This is a genomic window from Alsobacter sp. KACC 23698 (assembly GCF_045348435.1).
Taxonomy (GTDB): Bacteria; Pseudomonadota; Alphaproteobacteria; order Rhizobiales; family Beijerinckiaceae; genus Alsobacter.
On the sequence record NZ_CP157484.1, the window covers coordinates 4,377,955 to 4,396,928 of the forward strand.

The 18,974-nt window shown below is 69.1% G+C and carries 17 protein-coding genes; 10 read left to right on the forward strand and 7 right to left on the reverse strand.

What is annotated here, in order from left to right:
* Positions 1-2: 2 nt before the first annotated feature.
* Entirely contained in the window at positions 3-434 is a 432-nt protein-coding gene (locus ABEG18_RS20865; RefSeq protein WP_406854974.1) for an acetyl-CoA carboxylase biotin carboxyl carrier protein, read from the reverse strand.
* A gap of 115 nt (positions 435-549) precedes the next feature.
* Positions 550-1,479 (reverse strand): nitrogen assimilation transcriptional regulator NAC, encoded by a 930-nt coding sequence (gene nac / locus ABEG18_RS20870; protein ID WP_406854975.1) that lies wholly within the window; start codon positions 1,477-1,479, stop codon positions 550-552.
* A 139-nt stretch (positions 1,480-1,618) separates the two neighbouring features.
* Between nac and ABEG18_RS20875 the strand changes: the two genes are divergently transcribed.
* From ABEG18_RS20875 to ABEG18_RS20895, 5 genes are all read left to right on the forward strand, one after another.
* Positions 1,619-2,827: an aspartate transaminase gene (locus tag ABEG18_RS20875; RefSeq protein WP_406854976.1), complete on the forward strand. Its 1,209-nt coding sequence runs from the start codon at positions 1,619-1,621 to the stop codon at positions 2,825-2,827.
* Between the two features lie 24 nt (positions 2,828-2,851).
* Positions 2,852-3,511, forward strand: coding sequence for an RraA family protein (locus ABEG18_RS20880; RefSeq protein ID WP_406854977.1), 660 nt, complete (start codon positions 2,852-2,854; stop codon positions 3,509-3,511).
* Between the two features lie 220 nt (positions 3,512-3,731).
* Entirely contained in the window at positions 3,732-4,715 is a 984-nt protein-coding gene (locus tag ABEG18_RS20885; protein WP_406858664.1) for a zinc-dependent alcohol dehydrogenase family protein, read from the forward strand.
* Between the two features lie 22 nt (positions 4,716-4,737).
* Complete coding sequence (locus tag ABEG18_RS20890) at positions 4,738-5,202, forward strand: host attachment protein (RefSeq protein WP_406854978.1); 465 nt, start codon at positions 4,738-4,740, stop codon at positions 5,200-5,202.
* A gap of 148 nt (positions 5,203-5,350) precedes the next feature.
* The gene (locus ABEG18_RS20895) at positions 5,351-7,297 is read left to right on the forward strand and encodes a PAS domain S-box protein (protein WP_406854979.1); all 1,947 of its coding nucleotides are present in this window, start codon (positions 5,351-5,353) and stop codon (positions 7,295-7,297) included.
* Positions 7,298-7,346: 49 nt separating this feature from the next.
* On the opposite strand, the gene ABEG18_RS20900 is transcribed toward ABEG18_RS20895, so the two are convergent.
* Positions 7,347-7,841, reverse strand: a complete 495-nt coding sequence (locus ABEG18_RS20900; protein WP_406854980.1) for a hypothetical protein — start codon at positions 7,839-7,841, stop codon at positions 7,347-7,349.
* Positions 7,842-8,066: 225 nt separating this feature from the next.
* Here ABEG18_RS20900 and ABEG18_RS20905 point away from each other — a divergent pair, with 225 nt between their 5' ends.
* Complete coding sequence (locus ABEG18_RS20905; protein WP_406854981.1) at positions 8,067-8,825, forward strand: helix-turn-helix domain-containing protein; 759 nt, start codon at positions 8,067-8,069, stop codon at positions 8,823-8,825.
* A 40-nt stretch (positions 8,826-8,865) separates the two neighbouring features.
* Here ABEG18_RS20905 and ABEG18_RS20910 read toward each other — a convergent pair whose 3' ends face one another.
* The 3 genes from ABEG18_RS20910 to ABEG18_RS20920 all read right to left on the reverse strand — a co-directional run bounded on the left by ABEG18_RS20910 (position 8,866) and on the right by ABEG18_RS20920 (position 12,048).
* On the reverse strand, positions 8,866-10,605 hold the full coding sequence (locus ABEG18_RS20910) for a SulP family inorganic anion transporter (protein WP_406858665.1): 1,740 nt from the start codon (positions 10,603-10,605) through the stop codon (positions 8,866-8,868).
* A gap of 167 nt (positions 10,606-10,772) precedes the next feature.
* A complete protein-coding gene (ppk2, locus tag ABEG18_RS20915; protein ID WP_406858666.1) occupies positions 10,773-11,549 on the reverse strand; it encodes a polyphosphate kinase 2 in 777 nt (258 codons plus the stop codon).
* Positions 11,550-11,595: 46 nt separating this feature from the next.
* Positions 11,596-12,048 (reverse strand): hypothetical protein, encoded by a 453-nt coding sequence (locus ABEG18_RS20920; protein WP_406854982.1) that lies wholly within the window; start codon positions 12,046-12,048, stop codon positions 11,596-11,598.
* A 451-nt stretch (positions 12,049-12,499) separates the two neighbouring features.
* On the opposite strand from ABEG18_RS20920, the gene ABEG18_RS20925 reads away from it, so the two are divergent.
* Together ABEG18_RS20925 and fabI are read left to right on the forward strand one after the other, a co-directional pair.
* Positions 12,500-14,710 carry a DUF3141 domain-containing protein gene (locus tag ABEG18_RS20925; RefSeq protein WP_406854983.1) on the forward strand — a complete coding sequence of 737 codons (2,211 nt, stop codon included), beginning with the start codon at positions 12,500-12,502 and terminating at the stop codon, positions 14,708-14,710.
* A gap of 26 nt (positions 14,711-14,736) precedes the next feature.
* Positions 14,737-15,498, forward strand: coding sequence for an enoyl-ACP reductase FabI (fabI, locus tag ABEG18_RS20930; RefSeq protein WP_406854984.1), 762 nt, complete (start codon positions 14,737-14,739; stop codon positions 15,496-15,498).
* Between the two features lie 9 nt (positions 15,499-15,507).
* Here the strand turns inward: fabI and cax are convergent, their stop codons facing one another.
* The gene (gene cax, locus ABEG18_RS20935; RefSeq protein WP_406858667.1) at positions 15,508-16,620 is read right to left on the reverse strand and encodes a calcium/proton exchanger; all 1,113 of its coding nucleotides are present in this window, start codon (positions 16,618-16,620) and stop codon (positions 15,508-15,510) included.
* Between the two features lie 185 nt (positions 16,621-16,805).
* On the opposite strand from cax, the gene ABEG18_RS20940 reads away from it, so the two are divergent.
* Positions 16,806-17,741: a phosphate acetyltransferase gene (locus ABEG18_RS20940; protein ID WP_406854985.1), complete on the forward strand. Its 936-nt coding sequence runs from the start codon at positions 16,806-16,808 to the stop codon at positions 17,739-17,741.
* A 4-nt stretch (positions 17,742-17,745) separates the two neighbouring features.
* Entirely contained in the window at positions 17,746-18,936 is a 1,191-nt protein-coding gene (locus ABEG18_RS20945) for an acetate/propionate family kinase (protein ID WP_406854986.1), read from the forward strand.
* The last annotated feature ends 38 nt before the right edge of the window (positions 18,937-18,974 follow it).

Below are 18,974 nucleotides of genomic sequence, written 5' to 3' on the forward strand. Positions count from 1 at the left end.
CCTCACCCGATCCGCAGGAGCGGATGGCCGGCGTCGACCTCCTGCCCCGACTGGACGAGCACGGCCTCGACCACCCCGGCGCGCTCGGCGCGGACCTCGACGAACACCTTCATGGCCTCGATGATGCAGACGGTCGCGCCCGCCTCCACGGCCGCGCCGACGGGAGCCAGCGCCGGAGCGCCGGGCGCTGCGTACAGATATGCGACGCCGCCCAGCGGCGCGGCGACCACGCCATCAGGGGCGACGCTTGCGGCTGCGGCCGGCGGCTTGGACCTGAGTGTCGGCTGATGCAGCGGGGCGACGGCGGCAGGCGCGGCGGCGGCGCCCTGGCGGCGGACCAGCTCCAGCGACCAGCCGTCCCGAACCGCCCGCAACTCGGCGAGATCGGACGACGCCATGGCGTCGATCAGCGTCTTGATGTCCTGGGCGTTCATCGCGTGAAGAGCTTCCGCCACACGCCGGCAGTCCGGCCATGCGAACGGTAGCGAGCCCGTTTCGGGCGCGCCAAGACCGTTTCTCTCTGTTGCGATAAGGGCCGCTTATGGCGGCTCAGGCTTGGGCGGAGACGCCCGCCGGGAATGCGCCGGAAAGCTCCGCCACGAGCTCCAGCAGGATGTCGCGCACCGCCTGCGCGGGCTCCGACAACGGCAGGTGGTCCGACTGGCACAGCGCCAGCGGGGCCAGGATTTCGGGCTCCACCAGCCGGGACATCCACGCCGGACAGGTCGCCGCCACCTCGCGCGCCATGGATTCCGGCTGGATGGTCGCGCCCAAACCCTCGGCGATCACGGCCTTCAGGGTGCCGGCGGATTCGATTTCGGCCAGCACGCGCGGCGCGACGCCGAGCCCCGCGCAGGCGTCGTCCACCATCTTGCGGACGACGTTGTAGGGACGAGGCAGATAGAGGTCCATGTCGGCGATGAGCCGCACCGGCGTCGTCTCGGGCGCCGGGCCGAGGCTGTTCGGACCCACCAGGAAGAGCGGCTCGGACAGGAGCGCCTGGAAGGCGAGCCCGTGCACGGGCGCGCGGCCGCCATAGAGCACCGCCAGATCCATGCGGCCGCTCATGACGAGTTCGGACAACGTCATCCCGTAGGTCTCGTTGAGATAGAGCACCACGTCGGGATGCCGGATCCGCACGGCGCGCAGAAGCGGCAGCGCCAGCCCGGCCGCGGCGGTTCCGGGCGCGAGGCCGATGGACACGGAGCCGGAGAGCGCCCGCCCGGCGGCGTTCATGTCGGCTTGCGCCTGCGCGCACTGGCGCAGGATGAGCTGCGCGTGGCGGTAGAGCACCTTGCCGGCTTCGGTCGGCGTCACGCCGCGCTTGGTGCGCAGCAGCAGTTGCTGGCGCACCTCGCTCTCCAGGGTGGCGAGCTGCTGGCTCAGCGCCGGCTGCGCCACGTGGAGCACGTCGGCCGCCTGGGTGAGGCTGCCGATGTCGACGATCTTCACGAAATACTGCAGCCGCCGGAAATTCATCGGTTCCCTCCGACCTGCGCCTGGCCTCGCGGCCAGCCATAAGCGGACGCTATCTTGACAGAGCGATCCCGTCTTAGCCCTCCCGGCCCGGCCGGTATAGCGTCCCCCCATCCTGGAACACCATCGACGAGGCTCCTCCGTGAGTGCTGATCGTGTCGCCGCGCGCGTCAGGCGCATCAAGCCTTCGCCCAGCACGGCTGCGGCCGAGCGAGCCAGCCAGCTTCGGCGCGAGGGCCACTCGATCGTGAGCCTCGTGGTCGGCGAGCCGGATTTCGACACGCCGGCGCCGATCCGCGCCGCCGCGGCCGCCGCCATGAACGCCGGTGCGACGCGCTACACCGCCCTCCCCGGCACGCTGGAACTGCGCCGCGCCATCGTGGCCAAGCTCGCCCGCGAGAACGGGCTCAGCTACGAGCCGCAGGACATCGTGGTCACCAACGGCGCCAAGAGCGCCATCTACAGCGCGCTCGCGGCGACGCTGGAGCCCGGCGACGAGGTGATCGTCCCGGCGCCCTACTGGGTGTCCTACCCCGACATGGCGCTCGCCTGCGACGGAACTCCCGTCACGGTGGCGTGCCCGGAGGAGGACGGCTTTAAGCTCACGCCGGCCCGCCTGGAGGCCGCGATCACGCCCCGCACCCGCTGGCTCGTGCTCAACTCGCCGTCGAACCCGACCGGCGCGACCTACTCGCTCGACGAGTATCGGGCGCTCGCGGAGGTGCTGGCCCGCCACCCCGACGTGATGGTGATGACGGACGACATCTACGAGCACATCGTCTATGGGCCCGGCCCCGCGCCGCATCTGCTGGCCGCCGCCCCCGAGCTGAAGGATCGCACGCTGGCGATCAACGGCGTTTCCAAGACCTACGCGATGACCGGATGGCGCATCGGCTGGGCGGCCGGTCCGAAGGATCTCGTCGCCGCGATGGACACCTTCCTGTCCCAGTCGGCCGGCAATAGCTGCTCGGTGAGCCAGGCGGCGGCCGCGGCCGCGCTGGACGGCGATCAAAGCTTCGTCGCCGAGAGCGTCGCCACCTACAAAGCCCGGCGCGACCGTACGGCGGCCGCCATCAACGCCATCCCGGGCCTGTCCTGTCGCCTGCCGGAGGGCGCGTTCTATCTCTTCGTGAACTGCGCCGGCCTGATCGGCCGCACAACGCCCGGCGGCAAGCGCCTGGAGGCGGACGGCGACGTCGTCCTCTATCTGCTCGAGCAAGCCGGCGTCGCGCTGGTGGCCGGCACGGCCTATGGGCTGTCGCCCTTCTTCCGCCTGTCGATCGCGACCTCGCAGGACATTCTCGACGACGGCGTCGCCCGCATCGCGGGCGCCGTCGGCAAGCTCCAATAACCAGACGCACGGGACGAAACCGCCATGGCCGCCATCGAGCTCCATCCCTCCGCGCCGCAGGTCGACGCGGCGATCATCGCCAAGCTGAAGACCATCCCGGTCGCGCTGCTCAGCGACCAGTTCCGCCGCAACCGCGGCAGCCGCGGCCTCACGCCCTATCACAGCCCGGCCCCCATGGTGGGCACGGCCGTGACCATCAAGACGCGCGGCGGCGACAACCTCGCCATCCTGCGCGCCTATGACGTATGCCGCCCTGGCGACATCATGGTGATCGACGCGGAGGGCGACCTCAGCAACGCGCTGGTGGGCGGCATCATGAGCTTCGCGGCCGCCCAGATGGGCCTCGCCGGCATGGTGCTGGACGGCGCGATCCGCGACGTCGCCGAGATCCGCGAGCGCACCTTCCCGGTCTATGCGCGCGGCGTGACGCATCGCGGCCCGTACAAGGACGGCCCCGGCGCGATCAACATCCCGGTCACGGTCGGCGGCCTGGTGGTGCGGCCGGGCGACATCATCGTGGGCGACCAGGACGGCCTGCTGTGCTTCGCGCCCGACGAGGCTCAGGAGGCGATCGAGAAGGCCATGAAGCAGCACGCCGCCGAGGAAGCCACCATGGCGGCGATCCGCGAGGGTCGCTGGGACCGCTCCTTCGTGGACGGCCTGGAGGCCCGCTGCAACAATTGAGCGCGGCCGCGGCCGCAGTCTCGATCAGGCTTGGGCGGACCCAAGCCCCGCTCGGCGATGAGGAAGCCGCGTCCTGATCGGCGATCGCCCGGTCCGTCGTAGCCCATGGCGTGGAGTTGCGGCCTGAGCCGACCGGCGCGACCATGCGGGGCGCGAGCCCGGCCGCGGCCCTCGCCGGCGCAGGCGGACCTGAGGGGACGACATGAGCGAGACGTCGGTCATGACGGCCATGACGCTCGACAGCGCCCGGTCGCCCTTGCGCCTCGAGCGCCGGCCCCGCCCGCGTCCCGGCCCGGGCGAGATCCTGATCGCCGTGGAGGCGTGCGGCGTTTGCCGGACCGACCTGCACATCGTCGACGGCGAGCTGGGCTCCCCCCGGCTGCCGCTCGTCCCCGGCCATGAGGTGGTGGGCCGCGTGGCTGCCCTCGGGGAGGGAGTGGCGGGGCGCGCGCTCGGCGAGCGGGTCGGCGCGCCATGGCTCGGCCACAGCTGCGGCGTATGCCCCTACTGTCGGGCGGACCAGGAGAACCTCTGCGACGCGCCCCAGTTCAACGGCTATACGCGGGACGGTGGCTACGCGACCCACATGGTCGCGGCCGCAGACTTCGTCCTGCCCCTGGACGGCGAGGCAGATCCGGTCGCGCTGGCCCCGCTGCTGTGCGCGGGGCTGATCGGATGGCGGTGCCTCGTCAAGGCGGGCGAGGGGCGCCGCATCGGGCTCTACGGCTTCGGGGCCGCCGCCCATATCCTCTGCCAGATCTGCCGGGCCCAGGGACGGGAGGTCTACGCCTTCACGCGGCCGGGGGACGCGCCCGCCCAGGAGTTCGCCCGCTCGCTCGGGGCCGCATGGGCCGGCGGTTCTGACGAGGCGCCGCCCGACCGCCTCGACGCCGCCATCCTGTTCGCGCCCGTCGGGGATCTCGTCCCCACGGCGCTCGCCCATTTGCGCAAGGGCGGCCGCGTGGTCTGCGGGGGCATCCACATGAGCGACATTCCGCGCTTTCCCTATCGCCTGCTCTGGGGCGAGCGCGAGATCGTCTCGGTAGCCAATTTGACGCGCCGCGACGCGGCCGCGTTCTTCCCCGCCGCCGCGCGGGCCGGGGTGACGACGTCCACGATCCCCTACCCGCTCGAGGCCGCCAACGAGGCGCTCGCCGATCTACGAGGCGGCCGCCTCAGCGGCGCCGCCGTCCTCGTACCCTGAAGCCGACGTGATGGAGGATCCCATGAGCGTATCCAAGCAGCAGTTCATCGCCACGCACGGCGCCTTGGTCCTCGTCACCGACGGACGCAAGTCGCTCCTGTTCCAGAACGCCGGCACCCCTGCGGCCCCCAAGTTGCAGCTGCTCGAGCAGCGCGACGCTCCGCCCAATCCTCCCACGCACAGCCAGGGGACGGACCGGCCCGGCCGCATGGATCTGCACCAGGGCCGCCGTGGCGCGATGGAGCAGACCGACTGGCACGAGGCCGCCGAGCGCGCCTTCACCGAGGAGGTGGCCAAGCGCACGGACGCGGCCATAAGCCAGCACGCGGCGCCGTCTCTGGTCATCTTCGCGCCGCCGCGCACCCTGTCGGCTCTGCGCGAAAGCCTGTCGGCGGCCACCCAGGCGGCGGTCGCCGGCGAAGCCGCGGTGGACCTCACCAAGCACACGGTGGCCGAGATCGAGAGCCGTCTCGCCATGCGCAAGTGATCTGCGGCGCCAGTCCGGCGCAGGTCGCCGAGGCCGCTTGGATTTCCTCCTGCCGGGCCCGCAGGCGCGCGGTCTCGCACGCTCGGGAACGGATCGGCCGCGCCCGGCCGGCTGGGGCGTTGCCGACCTGAAGGAGATTCATGTCTCGATGCCCCCCACCTCCAGTTCGATCGAGTCCAGCGGGGAGGAGCAGCGCTTTCGGCTTCTTGTCCAGTCCATCACCGACTACGCGATCTACATGCTCGACCCGACAGGGGTCGTGATCACGTGGAACCCCGGCGCCCGGCGCTTCAAGGGCTACGAGCGCGACGAGATCCTCGGTCAGCATTTCTCCCGCTTCTACACCGACGAAGACCGGGCCTCCGGGCTGCCGGCGCGCGCCTTGGCGATAGCCGAGGGAGAGGGCCGCTTCGAGCAGGAAGGCTGGCGCGTGCGCAAGGACGGCACGCGCATGTGGGCGCATGTCGTCATCGATCCGATCCGCGGCCGCTCCGGCCAGCTTCTCGGCTTCGCCAAGATCACGCGCGACATCAGCGACAAGAAGGAGGCGCAGGAGAAACTGCGCCTGAGCGAAGAGCGCTTCCGCCTGCTGGTGAAGGGGATCAAGGACTACGCCATCTATATGCTCGACCCGCTCGGGCGGGTGACGAACTGGAACGCCGGCGCCGAGGAGTTCAAGGGCTACACGGAGGCCGAGATCGTCGGCGAGCACTTCTCGCGCTTCTACACCGAGGAGGACCGCGAGGCCGGCCTGCCCGCCCGGGCGCTCGCGACGGCCCAGCGTGAGGGCCGCTTCGCCATGGAAGGGTGGCGTGTTCGCAAGGACGGCAGGCGCTTCTGGGCCGACGTGGTCATCGATCCGATCCGCGACGCGCAGGGCGGCCTGCTCGGCTACGCCAAGATCACCCGCGACGTCACCGAGCGGCGCAACGCCCAGCTCGCCCTGCAAGACGCCCAGGCGAGGTTCCTGCAGTCGCAGAAGCTGGAGATGATCGGCCAGCTCACGGGCGGCGTGGCCCATGACTTCAACAATCTGCTCGCCGTGGTGCTCGGCAATCTCGACCTGATGCGCCGCCGCCCGGGTCTCGACGACCGCTTCAACCATTTGATCGAGAACTCGATCGAGGCGGCCAAGCGCGGCGCGTCGCTGACCCAGCGCATGCTCGCCTTCGCCAGGCGCCAGGAGCTCAAGACCGAGGCGGTCGACGTGCCCGACCTCGTCCGCGGCCTGGGGGACATGCTGCAACGCTCGATCGGCCCGCGGATCCACATCAGCACCCACTTTCCGCTCGTGCTGCGGCCCGCGCTTGCGGATCCCAACCAGCTCGAGTTGGCGCTCCTGAACCTGGCCGTCAACGCCCGCGACGCCATGCCGGAGGGGGGCGCCATCGCCATCTCGGCGGAGGAGTTGGCGTTGGACGTCGCGGACGCCGACGGGACCGCGCCGGGGCGCTATCTGTGCCTGCGCGTGCAGGACGACGGACACGGGATGGACGCCGAGACCCTGGCCAGGGCCGTGGAGCCGTTCTTCACCACCAAGGGGGTCGGCAAGGGCACCGGGCTGGGGCTGTCCATGGCGCACGGCTTCGCCACCCAGTCGGGCGGCCGGCTGAGGCTGCGCAGCGCGCCGGGCGTGGGGACCACGGCCGAACTGCTGCTGCCCGCGGGCAGTCGGGTCCCGCGCCCTGCGCCGACGCCCGAGCCGAATTCCGCGACGGAACAAACGGGGCCCTTGCGCATCCTGGTGGTCGACGACGACAACCTGGTCCTGGCCAACACGTCGGCGATGCTGGAGGACCTCGGGCACGAGGTGCTGGAGGCGAGCTCGGGCGAGCAGGCGCTCCGGATCCTGCGGCGGGACGACGGCCTGGGCCTGCTGGTGACCGACCACCTGATGCCGGGCATGACGGGAGCGCAGCTGATCCAGACCGTCCAGGCGCAATGGCCGGACCTGCCCATCGTCCTGGCGACCGGATATGCGGACCTCGAGCAGGGCGCCGCGCCGAGCGCGCAGCGGCTGATGAAGCCGTTCATGCAGCAGGATCTCGCGGCTTCCATTTCGGCGGCTGTCCGGGCCCGTCAGCCCTGCGTCTAGGCCGCCATCCCGTCCGAAGCAGGCCGACGACGTTCAGCCGTTCAGGTCCTCACCCCTCGGCGGCGTCGGCGTGCGAGGAGGCCGGAAACGAGAACGCGACGTGCTGGTCGACGCGAGCCGGATCGAGCCGGTGAAGCAGATTGCAGGTCTGCTGGTCTTCGGAAGCGGTCTCGATCCGGAGCCACGCCAAACCATCCGATTGACAGACGTCCAGGAGGGAGCGGATCATGAACCCGGCTGCCTGGGCCTGCTCGAAGAGGCTTGCAACCACGAACACCGGCACTCTGAGGATGGCGCCGTGCGCTGGCGAATGCTCGACATAGGCCAGGCAGAGACCTCGGACGTAAGCATCTCTCTTCAGCACATAGCCGCGTGAGGATCCGCCCGAGAAGTGGCCGCACAGCATGCGCCACTCCGGCATCGTCATCCGGGGCGCGACGGTGCAGAGCAGGGGAAAGGCCGGCCCGACATGGGCGGCGTTGAGCGGCGAAAATCGAAACTCCGGCCCCATCGTCAGCCCCGCGCCGAACATGCCGACAGGCATTATGAGCCCGAAACCCGCTTCCATCTTGATCCATGTCACGGAAGTGAAGCGAGCGCAGCTCTAGGTTGAACCCTCGCGGACCGGAAAGTCCGCCCGGACGCCAGGATCTCCCCGGCGTGTCACGCGTACCGCACGCCCAGGCTCGAGGGCGGCGGCCCATCGGCTCGAAACATGCGTCGCGGCGCGAATGGCGTGCGCGACGGTCACTTCGATCGAGGAAGCGTCATGAGTAGCATCGTCAAACTGGCGTCCCATCGCGGGCCTGCGGCGGCCGGCATGGGGCAGGCGTTCCTGTCTCCCCACGGGCGCACGGAGCGGGACGAACATCTCTCCCTGGACGCGGTGTTCGATGGCGCGACGGTCGAAAGCGTCGCGTCCGGGCGGACCGTGTTCTGGGAGGGCGACAAGGCCGAGCACATCGTCAAGATCTCGGAAGGCTTGCTTCGGATCTGCCGGATCCTCCACGACGGACGACGCGCCATTGCGGGTTTCGCATCGGCCGGCGATGTCTTGGGTCTGTCCTTCAAGGACCGGTACCTGTTCAGCGCCGAGGCGATCACGCCCGTCAAGGTGATGAAGATCACCCGCCGCCAGCTGGACGCCTTCCTGCATGACAAGCCCTGCGGCCCACAGCTCGTCTGCGACCATGTGCGGGATGAACTCTGCGCCGCGCAGGATCAGATGATGATCCTCGTGCACCAGTGCGCCGAGGCGCGGCTCGCCGGGTTCCTGTGCCAGATGGCCCGCAAGCTCACCGGAGACCTGAGCCCCGGGGTGGAGTTTGACCTCGCGATGCCTCGCGCCGACATCGCCGACCATCTGGGCCTCACGATGGAGACGGTCTGCCGGTCGATTACCAGGCTGCGCAAGACCGGCTACATCGGCATGAAGGGTGCTCACCGCATCCGCCTCTGCGACCCGTCGAAGCTGATCGCCCTCGCCGGGACCGTGGACGGGGTCACGGACGGACGCGTCCGAGCCTGACGACCGGTCATACGACGCGACGGCGCGTTCACCGCGCCCGTTAGCGTGCGCGGCGTCTCCAGTCGGACCATGTCGCCGGATGGGCGGCGAGGTAGTCCTTCACGGCTTCGCCGATCGTCGGATAGAACGAGCCGCTGCCGATCTGCTCGAGCAGTCCGAACCGCTTGAGCTTGTCCTTGACCGGATCCTTGATCTCGGCGAAGCGCAGGTCGATGTTCCTGGAACGGAGCGCCTCCACCAGTTCGGACAGCGCGTCGGCGGCCGTCACGTCGACGCTGGTGACGGGTTCGGCCGCCACGACGAGCCATTGGACCGGCGTCGGCGCCTCTGCGACCGCCTGGAGAATGCGCTCGCGAAAGAATTCGGCGTTGGCGAAGAACAACGGGGCGTCCCAGCGAAACAGCAAGAGGCCGGGGATCTGGCGCGCGTCGGGATAACGCCTGAGGTCGTGGTATCCCTTCACCCCGTCTGCGCGTCCGAGCACGGCCGAATGAGGCCTCCACCCGTCCCAGAGGAACTCGATCACGGCGATCGAGAGGGCGAAGCCGATTCCCGGGATGACGCCGAGCACGGCCACCCCGAGGAGGCATGCGATCGAAAGCCAGAATTCCCACGGCTGCATGCGATGAATGCGGACCAAGCCCTCGATTTCGATCAGCCCGATGGCCGACGCGATGACGACAGCCGCCAAAGCGGGAGAAGGCAGGTTCTGCAGCAGGTTGGGCGCGAAGAGAAGCAGCAGCGCGACGCAGAGCGCCCCGACCAGGCCCGTCACCTGCGTGCGGGCGCCGGCCGCCTCCGCTACCGGCGTGCGGGACGAACTGCTGCTGATCGGAAAGCCCTGGAAGAGCCCCGCCGCGAGGTTGGCCGCCCCCAGGCCCACCATCTCCTGGCTGGGATCGACGGAGGCTCCCGTCCGGGCGGCGTAAACGCGGGACAGAACGCTCGTGTCCGCGAAGGACACGAGAGCGACCGCGAGCCCACCGATCAACACCGGCAGGAGATCGTCCACGCCGGGCACCGGGACCACGAAATGCGGCAGGCCGCCCGGCAGCGGCCCCAGCACGGCCACGCCGGCCTTGTCGGCGAGGTCCAGGAGGCTCACCGCCGCCGTCGCGCCCACGACGCCGACCAGGATCGCGGGGATCTTGGGGCGCCGCTTGAGGGCGAGGATCACGCCGAGCGTCCCCGCTCCGACCGCGAACGCCGCCCAGTTCGCGCGATGGCTGATCACGCCCTCGGCGATGGCCCACAGGCCCCTGAGCGGGCCGTCCGCCTTCACGGAGAATCCGAGCAGCTTCGGCGTCTGGCCGATCAGCACCGTCAGCGCGATGCCGTTCATGTAGCCGTAGCGGATCGGCTTGGACAGCAGCTCCGTCACGAAGCCGAGGCGCGCCATCCCACCCAGGATGCACGCGAAGCCCGACACGATCGCCATGGCGCCGGCCAGCATGACCGCGCGCCCGGGGTCGCCTCCTGAAAGCGGGAGCACGACCCCGAGAATGACCGGCGCCAGCGACGAGTCGGGGCCCAGCACCATAATCCGGCTCGGCCCGAAGATCGCGTAAGCGGTCAGCGGCGCGATGGTCGCATAGAGCCCGTAGATCCCGGGCAATCCGGACGCGACCGCATAGGCGATGCCGACGGGAGCCAGCATCGTGGTCAGGACCAGGCCGGCCACGAGATCGTGCCGGAGCCATCCCCACTTGTAGTGCGACAGGACCTCGGCGCCCGGCGCCCAGCGCCTCCATCCGGTCGGCGCGGGAGGCGGGGCGACGATCGGCGGCCCCGGTGCGCGCCCGGGCGGGGGACCGTAAGCCGGGCGCGGTCCGTCGGCGGGCCGAGGATTGTCGTTGGACACGCGCCTGCCTCCTCCGGGATCGGGTGACGTCGCGGGACGAGGCGGTCGCCGCCGCAACGGTCGGCGCATCCCGACGGCGGGCGCCGTCAATGGATCTCCGGCACCATCCTGTACGGGTAGTCGGGCTCGACATAGCCGTGCGCCTTCTGGCGTTTCGGCAGCTTGATCTTGTCTCGCGGCAGCTCTTTGTAGGGAATGGACGACAGGATGTGCGAGATGATGTTCAGGCGCGCCCGTTTCTTGTCGTCAGACTGGGCGAGATGCCACGGCGCCCACGCAGTGTCGGACGCCAGGAACATGTCGTCGCGAGCCCGCGAGTAATCGAACCACCGGCTGTAGGACTTCAGGTCCATCGGCGAAAGCTTCCAGATCTTGCGCGGATCCGCGATGCGTTGCTCGATGCGGCGAGTCTGCTCGCCGGGGCTGACCTCCAGCCAGTATTTGAGCAGGATCACGCCTGAATCGACGATGGCCTTCTCCACGCCGGACACCGAGGCGAGGAAGCGCTCCGCCTGCTCGTCGGTGCAAAAGCCCATCACGCGCTCCACGCCGGCGCGGTTGTACCAGCTCCGGTCGAAGATCACGATTTCGCCCGCCGCCGGCAGATGCGGCAGGTAGCGCTGGATGTACATCTGCGATCGCTCGCGGTCGGAGGGCGGCGGCAACGCGATGACGCGGAACACCCGTGGGCTCACCCGCTCCATGATGGCCTTGATTACTCCGCCCTTCCCCGCGCCGTCGCGGCCCTCGAAGACGATGCAGACCTTCGCGCCGGCGTGCCGGACCCAAAGCTGGAGCTTCACGAGTTCGCCGTGCAGCTCCCGGAGCTTCTTGTTGTAGTCCTTCGTCTTCACGGGCTTCATGAAATCCGAGTCCACGCGGGCCTCCATCGCAGCCGCTCGCCGGCGTTTAGTGGTCCAGCTTTTGCCCGGCCCAGCTGAGGAAGAAGCCGACGTCGCCCGGCATGCCGCGCGGCCAGTCGATGATCATGGCCTTGAGCTTGTAGTGCGCGGGCCGAAGGTGATCGCGCCAGAACTCGTAGGCCTGGCGGGGGCGCCCGGCCAGCGTCTCCGGCCACCCTTCCTCCGAGTTGTTGATCGCCCGTCCACCGTCGGTGCACAGGGCGTTGGGAAAGCGCATGACCATGATTTCGGTCGCCCCCCGCTTGGCCGCGTCCCGCATCGAGGACAGCAGGCGCTTCTTGAGGGACGCCACCACCTCGGGCGTGACCTCGATCGTCTTCGACATCGTCTTGATCAGCTCGGCCTGCGCCCTCTCGGCCTGGGCCATGACGTTCACCTCGGACGAGGCTTGCGCCATCGCCATCTCGTCCATGTAGCGGCGAAGTTCCTCGGCGGTCATGAAGGCTTCGTCGCCAAGCGCTTGCGTGGGACGAGGATCAGAATTCTGGGCCACGGACATCGTGAACTCCTCTCGGGCGACAAAGACACGTGCGGAGCGCCGGCGTTTCGACGCCTCGGGCGTCTTCGAGATGGCGCTCCGAAGATGAAGGCAGGCGCGGAGACGCTCGCCCGCGCCCGAACGAGGAAGCACCGCCGCCGAGGCGACGATGCAACTTCGGATCGTCGCGAGGACAAAGCGAGCGTTTGCGCGTCCCGACCGAAATCGGATGTCGGTTCAAAGCATCGATCCGGAGAGTCCGATGCGCAATGACCGAGATCAAATGCTCCCCGTCGCGACCGGTTTACTGTCTGGCGACCATAGAGACCCCTTCACGACCATCCGCTATGGCCTCATAGACCATAAGGACTAAGCCGTGGCTGGTTTGTTCTGTTTTCCCTGCGAGGCCGCCATGAGCACGAACGATCCTGTGAACAGACTGTCCGACGCGACCCCGGCGCCCCTCTCGGCGGTCGGCGCCTATTGGGTCGACGCCTGGCAGAGGTCCGTCCTGATGCTCGACACCGTCAGGCGGCGCGGCAACACCTACTTGGAGCAATCCCGCAAGCAGGCCCCCCACGTGCTGAGTTTCGACGCGGAGCTGGTGCTGGACGGGCGGACGCTCGCGCGCCCGGTGAATTACTTGCTCGTGCGCATCAAGCCGCCCAAGGACGTGACGATCGACCCGACGAAGCGGCCCTTCATCGTCTTCGACCCCCGGGCGGGACACGGGCCGGGCATCGGCGGAATGAAGCAGGACAGCGAGATCGGCGTCGCCCTGAAGGCTGGCCATCCCTGCTACTTCGTCGGCTTCCTGCCCAGCCCCGTTCCGGGACAGACGATCGAGGACGTCTGCGCCGCAGAGGCGCACTTCATCGAACGCGTCATCGAGATCGAGAAGGGAACCACCGAGAAGCCCTGCCTGATCGGCAACTGCCAGGCGGGCTGGCAGATCATGATCGTGGCGGCGCTCCGACCGGATCTCGTCGGCCCGATTATCGTGGCCGGATCTCCGCTGTCCTACTGGGCGGGCGTGAGAGGCCAGAACCCCATGCGGTATCTGGGAGGCCTGCTCGGCGGAACTTGGCTGACCGCGCTCGCGGGGGACCTCGGCCACGGCGTGTTCGACGGCGCGCACCTCGTCGCCAATTTCGAGAGCCTGCACCCCGACAACACCTATTGGGAGAAGGCCTACAATGTGTATGCGAAGATCGACACGGAGCCCCAGCGCTTCCTCGACTTCGAGACGTGGTGGGGTTCGCCGGTGCTGCTCAACGCCACCGAGATGCAGTGGATCGCCGACAAGCTCTTCGTGGGGAACAAGCTCGGCGAGTGCGCCATCACGACGCGCGACGGAGAACGCGTGGATCTGCGCAACATCACGTCCCCCATCATCGTGTTCTGCTCCCACGGAGACGACATCACGCCGCCCCAGCAGGCGCTCGGCTGGCTCCTGGATCTCTACCGGGACGACGACGACCTGATCCGGACCGGCCAGACGGTCGTGTATTCGGTGCATCAGAGCATCGGCCATCTCGGCATCTTCGTTTCCGGCAAGGTCGCCACGAAGGAGCACGCCGAATTCGCCTCCTGCATCGACATGATCGACCTCCTGCCGCCCGGCCTCTATGAGGCGGTGATCTCGGAGGCGGGGCCCGACACGGCCCGGGCGGACCTGGTCGAGGGACGCTACGTCTTCGCGCTCGAAAAGCGCACGCTGGACGACATCCGGAACCTCGGGATCAACTCGGCGGAGGACGACGCCCGCTTCGCCACGGTCGCTCGGGTGTCGGAGATCAACAAGGGCCTCTACCAGACCTTCGCCGCCCCCTTGGTGCGGCAGATGTCGACGGACCAGACGGCCGAATGGCTGCGAAACATGCATCCGCACCGGCTGCGGTTCGCGGCCCTCTCGGATCAGAATCCCGCGGCTCCCCTGATCGCGTCCCTGGCCGAAAAGGTGCGGGCGGACCGGCGGCCGGTCGACGACGCGAACCCGCTGCGTCAGCTGGAGACCATGGCCGCGGCCCAGATCTCCCAGTCGCTGAAGCTGTGGGGCGCGTTCCGGGACATGATGACCGAGCAGGTCTTCCTGGCGACCTACGGTTCGCCGTTGCTGCAGGCGCTCGTCGGCGTCAGCAGCGAGGATGAATCGGAGCGGCCGCACGCCATCCGGGATCTCGCGAGACGGACGACCGCGGACGCGGAGGAAGCGAAGCTGCGCGCCGGGATGGACCGCGGAGACCTCCTGGACGCCATCGTGAGAGCGCTTCTCTACATCTCGCACGGGGCCGAACGGGCCGGCGACGAACGCGGGTTCTCCGCCCTGAAGAGCCTCAGCGCCGCGCTTCCCGCCAGCCTGAAGGTGGGCAAGGAACGGTTCAAGGAGGCGGTGCGCCGTCAGTCCCTGACCGTCAGCCTCGATGAGAACGGCGCGCTCGAAACGCTGCCGCGCTTGCTTCCGGACGACCGGTCGGAGCGCCGCAGAGGCCTGGACATGATCCGCACGGTCTTCGAGAGCCGGGATCGGAGCGAGGATGAGACCGCGCGCTTCGAAGAGATCGCCCGGATCTTCAGTCCGTCGTCGCCGAAACTGGCCGCCACGCCCTCGTCGGCGGCCTGAACGGACCTGATCTCGGAGGCTGAACCATGGCCAACATGCTGAGCGGCAAGAAGGCGCTCGTCGTCGGCGTCGCCAACGACCGGTCGATCGCGTGGGGCATCGCCTCGGCGCTTCGGGCGGCGGGGGCCGACATCGCCCTCACCTACATCAACGAAAAAGCGGAGGCCTATGTGCGTCCGCTCGCCGAGAGGCTGAATGCGAGCTTGTGCTCGCCGCTGGACGTGGCTCGCCCCGACCAGCAGCAGGCGCTCGCAGACGAGATCGCCGCGACGTGGGGACGCCTGGACGTCCTCGTGCACTGCATCGCCTTCGCGCCGCGGGACGACCTCCATGGCCGGGTGCTGGACACCTCGCCCGATGGCTTCGCGCTCGCCATGGACATCTCGGTCCACTCCTTCGCACGGCTGTGCAAGGCCTTCGAGCCGCTGATGGGCGACGGGGGCGCATGCATCACCGTCAGCTTCTACGGCGCGGAGAAGGTCGTCTCGACCTACAACATGATGGGGCCCGTGAAGGCGGCGCTGGAGGCCATGGCGCGGGAGCTCGCCTCCGAGCTCGGCCCCAAGGGCGTGAGCGTCAACGTGCTCTCGCCCGGCGCCATCGCGACCAGGGCGGCCGGCGGCATCGCCGAATTCGACACGATGCTGGACGAGGCGAGGGAGCGGGCTCCCATGAAGCGCCTGGCCACCATCGAGGACGTGGGCGCCATGGCGGCGTTTCTGGCGGGCTCCCGCAGCATCACGGGCGAAACCATCCACGTGGACGGCGGCTACCACATCATGGGCTGAGGCGGCCGCTCATGGCGGGGCGACGCCCCCGGCCGCCGGCGGCGCCAGGTAGAGCGTCATCGCGAACACGACATAGACCATCAGCAACAGCGCGCCGACGAACCAGGCGGAGCGGCCGCTGCTCGTCACCAGCGTGGCCGCCAGCACGCTGATCATCATCATGACGACGGCGCCCGGCCAGAGCTGGAGGTCCATCGGATGCGGTCCGACGAGATAGCTCAGCAGGACCAGGACAGGCGCGACGAACAGGGCGATCTGCGATGCGCTTCCCAGCGCGATGCCCACGCTGAGGTCGAGATGGTTCTTGCGTGCGCCCGCGAAGGCGGACGCCATCTCGGCCGCCCCTCCCACAAGCGCGACCACGACGAAGCCGACGAAGGCCTGGCTCATGCCGAAAGCCTCCGCGCCGGCCTGCACGACGCCGACGAAGATCTCGCTGACCAGGGCCACCAGCACCGTCACCCCGGCGAGCGTCGACAACGCCAGAGAAAGCGGCCAATGCGTTGAGGCGGCCTCGTCGTCCGTCGCGACGCTGCCGAACGCCTCCTTATGGGTCTTGAGCGTGAACAGCATGCCGAGCCCATAGGCGGCGATGAGCAGGAATGAGAGGCCGACGCTGAGCCGCCTCACGAAGCCGAGGCTCCCGCCCGGGTCCGAATCGGCTGCGATGGATGGCGCGAGCAGCGCGACCGTGGCGAGGAACAGGAGGGACGCCTGCATCCGGACTGTCGCCCGATTGAACTCCTGGACGTGATGTTTCAGCCCGCCCAGAAGGAAGGAGGCGCCCAGCATGAACAGCGTGTTGGCCACGATGGCGCCCACGATGGAGGCCTTCACCAGCGTGTAGTCGCCGGCCCGAAGCGCCGCCAGGCCGATGACCAGCTCGGTCATGTTCCCCAGGGTCGCGTTCAAGAGCCCCCCGGTCGCGTCCCCGGTCTTGGCCGCGATGGCTTCGGTGGCGTGGCTCAGCAGTGCGGCCAGCGGCGTGATCGCCAGGATGGACAGGACGAAGATCAGGGATGGGGAGTGGGGCGCGACCTTCTCGGCCACGAACACGACAGGCACGAACGCCAGCAGCCAGAGCAGCGGGTTGCGGCGGATCTCCTTGAGGAGTTGGGCCATGGCTTCGCGCCCGAAGTCTGAGGTGACGACGCTCGTGGACGCGACCATGGCAGACGCCCCGCGCCGTCAACTGATCTGCGTCAGGCGCGGCGCTTTCGCCGCGAGGTAACCTTTTCGGATCGCGATGGCGCCCGCGCCGACGCCTGCCTTGGGCCGGCCGGCGGCCCTTGACGGAAGCGAACCTCATGAGCGCCCACGAGAAATACGACGTCCTCATCGCCGCTGCCCGGGCCTTGCCTCGCCTGAAGGTCGCGGTGGCGCATCCCTGCGACGAGAGCGCCATCAGGGGCGCCCTGGAGGCGGCCGAGCTCGGCCTGATCGAACCGATCCTGGTCGGACCGACCGCCAAGATCGTCGCCGCCGCGGCGTCCTGCGGCGTGGACATCTCACGGTGTGAAATCGTCGACGCGCCTCACAGCCACGCCGCGGCCGACGCGGCCGTCAAGCTCGTGCTCGAAGGCAAGGCGGAAGCCGTGATGAAGGGCTCCCTCCATACCGACGAACTCATGGCCGCCGTGGTGCGCCGGGACGGCGGCCTGCGCACGGCGCGGCGCGTCAGCCACTGCTTCGTGATGGACGTGCCCAACCACCCGGACGCCCTGATCATCACGGACGCGGCCATCAACATCGCCCCGGACCTCGAAGCCAAGGTCGACATCGTCCAGAACGCCATCGATCTGTGCCATGCGCTTCGCCAACCCGAGGCCCGGGTCGCGATCCTCTCGGCGATGGAGACGGTGAACCCGAAGGTGCCCTCCACCATCGAGGCGGCGGCCCTGTGCAAGATGGCGGATCGGGGACAGATCACCGGCGGCATCGTCGACGGCCCGCTTGCGCTCGACAACGCGATCGACCTCGGGGCGGCGAAGATCAAGCGGATCGTCTCGCCGGTCGCCGGGCGGGCCAACATCCTGGTCGTGCCCGATCTCGAGGCCGGCAACATGCTGGCCAAGAGCCTGACTTTCCTGGCGAACGCGGACGCCGCCGGGATCGTGCTCGGCGCCAAGGCGCCGGTGATCCTCACCAGCCGCGCCGACTCGGTGACCACCCGCCTGGCGTCCTGCGCCGTGGCGTCGCTGGTCGCCGACGCCGCCCGCAAGACCCTCGCCATCAAGAGTTGAGACCGTGACAGCCTACGCCGTCTTCAACGCGGGATCGTCGTCCCTGAAATTCCAGCTCTTCGAACCCGGGGCGAACGGCGCGCTCTCGCCCTTCGTGCGGGGCAAGCTCGAAGGACTGGGCTCCGAGCCCCAATTCATCGCCAGGGATGGATCCGGAAAGATGCTGGGCGAGCGGACGTGGTCGGCGAGCGACGGGCTCGATCACGAACAGGGCACGATGTACGTGCTGGAGTGGGCGCGCGAGCACCTGGGAGGCCGCAGGCTCGCCGCCATCGGTCATCGGGTGGTGCATGGCGGCAGGGACTTCAGCGGTCCCGCGCTGATCGACGACGCCGTGCTGGCGAAGCTCGAAGCCTATGTTCCGCTGGCGCCCCTGCACCAGCCTCACAACCTCAAGCCCATCCGCATCGTGCGCCGACACCGGCCGGACCTGAAGCAGGTCGCCAGCTTCGACACCGGCTTCCACCAGACGCAGCCCGAGATCGCGCAGCTCTTCGCGCTTCCCTACGACTACGCCGAGCGGGGCGTCCGGCGATACGGCTTCCACGGCCTGTCCTACGCCTATGTGGCCAGCGTTCTGGGCCGATGCGCGCCGGGGCTCGAGACGGGGAAGGCGATCGTCGCCCATCTGGGCAGCGGCGCCTCGCTCTGCGCGATGGTCAACGGCCGCTCCGTGTCGTCGACCATGGGATTTTCGGCGCTGGACGGTCTGCCCATGGGAACCCGATGCGGATCGCTGGATCCGGCGGTCGTCTTCTACCTGATGCGGGTGGACAAGCTCGACGCCGCGGCCGTGGAGAAGCTGCTCTACAGCAAATCCGGGTTGCTCGGCGTTTCGGGCCTGTCGAACGACATGCGGGCGCTTCGCGAGGCGGCGGCAGGCGGCCATGAGCGCGCCCGCCTCGCCATCGACCTCTTCGTCTATCGGATCTGCCGCGAGATGGGAGCGCTCACCGCCGTGATGGGCGGCCTGGACGGGATCGTCTTCACCGCCGGGATCGGCGAGAACGATCCAGCGACGCGCGCCGAAGTCCTCCGGGGCATGGAATGGGCAGGGCTGAAGATTGACGAAGGCGCAAATCGCGCGGGCGGGCCGCTGCTCACTCTCGCCGGCGGGCCGCAAGCCTGGGTCATTCCCACCGACGAGGAGCTGATGATCGCCCGGGAAACCGCCGCCATGCTCGCCGCCCGTTGAGGGGCCGGCGCCGCGGGATGTAAGCGCTCCCGTGCGGC

What these genes read in the sequence shown, in the direction of transcription:
- ABEG18_RS20925 (WP_406854983.1), top strand. Translation starts at nt 12,500, where the DNA reads ATGAGCACGAACGATCCTGTGAACAGACTGTCCGACGCGACCCCGGCG.
- ABEG18_RS20900 (WP_406854980.1), bottom strand. Translation starts at nt 7,841, where the DNA reads ATGCCTGTCGGCATGTTCGGCGCGGGGCTGACGATGGGGCCGGAGTTT.
- ABEG18_RS20895 (WP_406854979.1), top strand. Translation starts at nt 5,351, where the DNA reads ATGCCCCCCACCTCCAGTTCGATCGAGTCCAGCGGGGAGGAGCAGCGC.
- ABEG18_RS20885 (WP_406858664.1), top strand. Translation starts at nt 3,732, where the DNA reads ATGACGGCCATGACGCTCGACAGCGCCCGGTCGCCCTTGCGCCTCGAG.
- fabI (WP_406854984.1), top strand. Translation starts at nt 14,737, where the DNA reads ATGGCCAACATGCTGAGCGGCAAGAAGGCGCTCGTCGTCGGCGTCGCC.
- ABEG18_RS20940 (WP_406854985.1), top strand. Translation starts at nt 16,806, where the DNA reads ATGAGCGCCCACGAGAAATACGACGTCCTCATCGCCGCTGCCCGGGCC.
- ABEG18_RS20905 (WP_406854981.1), top strand. Translation starts at nt 8,067, where the DNA reads ATGAGTAGCATCGTCAAACTGGCGTCCCATCGCGGGCCTGCGGCGGCC.
- cax (WP_406858667.1), bottom strand. Translation starts at nt 16,620, where the DNA reads ATGGCCCAACTCCTCAAGGAGATCCGCCGCAACCCGCTGCTCTGGCTG.
- ABEG18_RS20890 (WP_406854978.1), top strand. Translation starts at nt 4,738, where the DNA reads ATGAGCGTATCCAAGCAGCAGTTCATCGCCACGCACGGCGCCTTGGTC.
- ABEG18_RS20865 (WP_406854974.1), bottom strand. Translation starts at nt 434, where the DNA reads ATGAACGCCCAGGACATCAAGACGCTGATCGACGCCATGGCGTCGTCC.
- ABEG18_RS20920 (WP_406854982.1), bottom strand. Translation starts at nt 12,048, where the DNA reads ATGACCGCCGAGGAACTTCGCCGCTACATGGACGAGATGGCGATGGCG.
- nac (WP_406854975.1), bottom strand. Translation starts at nt 1,479, where the DNA reads ATGAATTTCCGGCGGCTGCAGTATTTCGTGAAGATCGTCGACATCGGC.
- ABEG18_RS20880 (WP_406854977.1), top strand. Translation starts at nt 2,852, where the DNA reads ATGGCCGCCATCGAGCTCCATCCCTCCGCGCCGCAGGTCGACGCGGCG.
- ppk2 (WP_406858666.1), bottom strand. Translation starts at nt 11,549, where the DNA reads ATGAAGCCCGTGAAGACGAAGGACTACAACAAGAAGCTCCGGGAGCTG.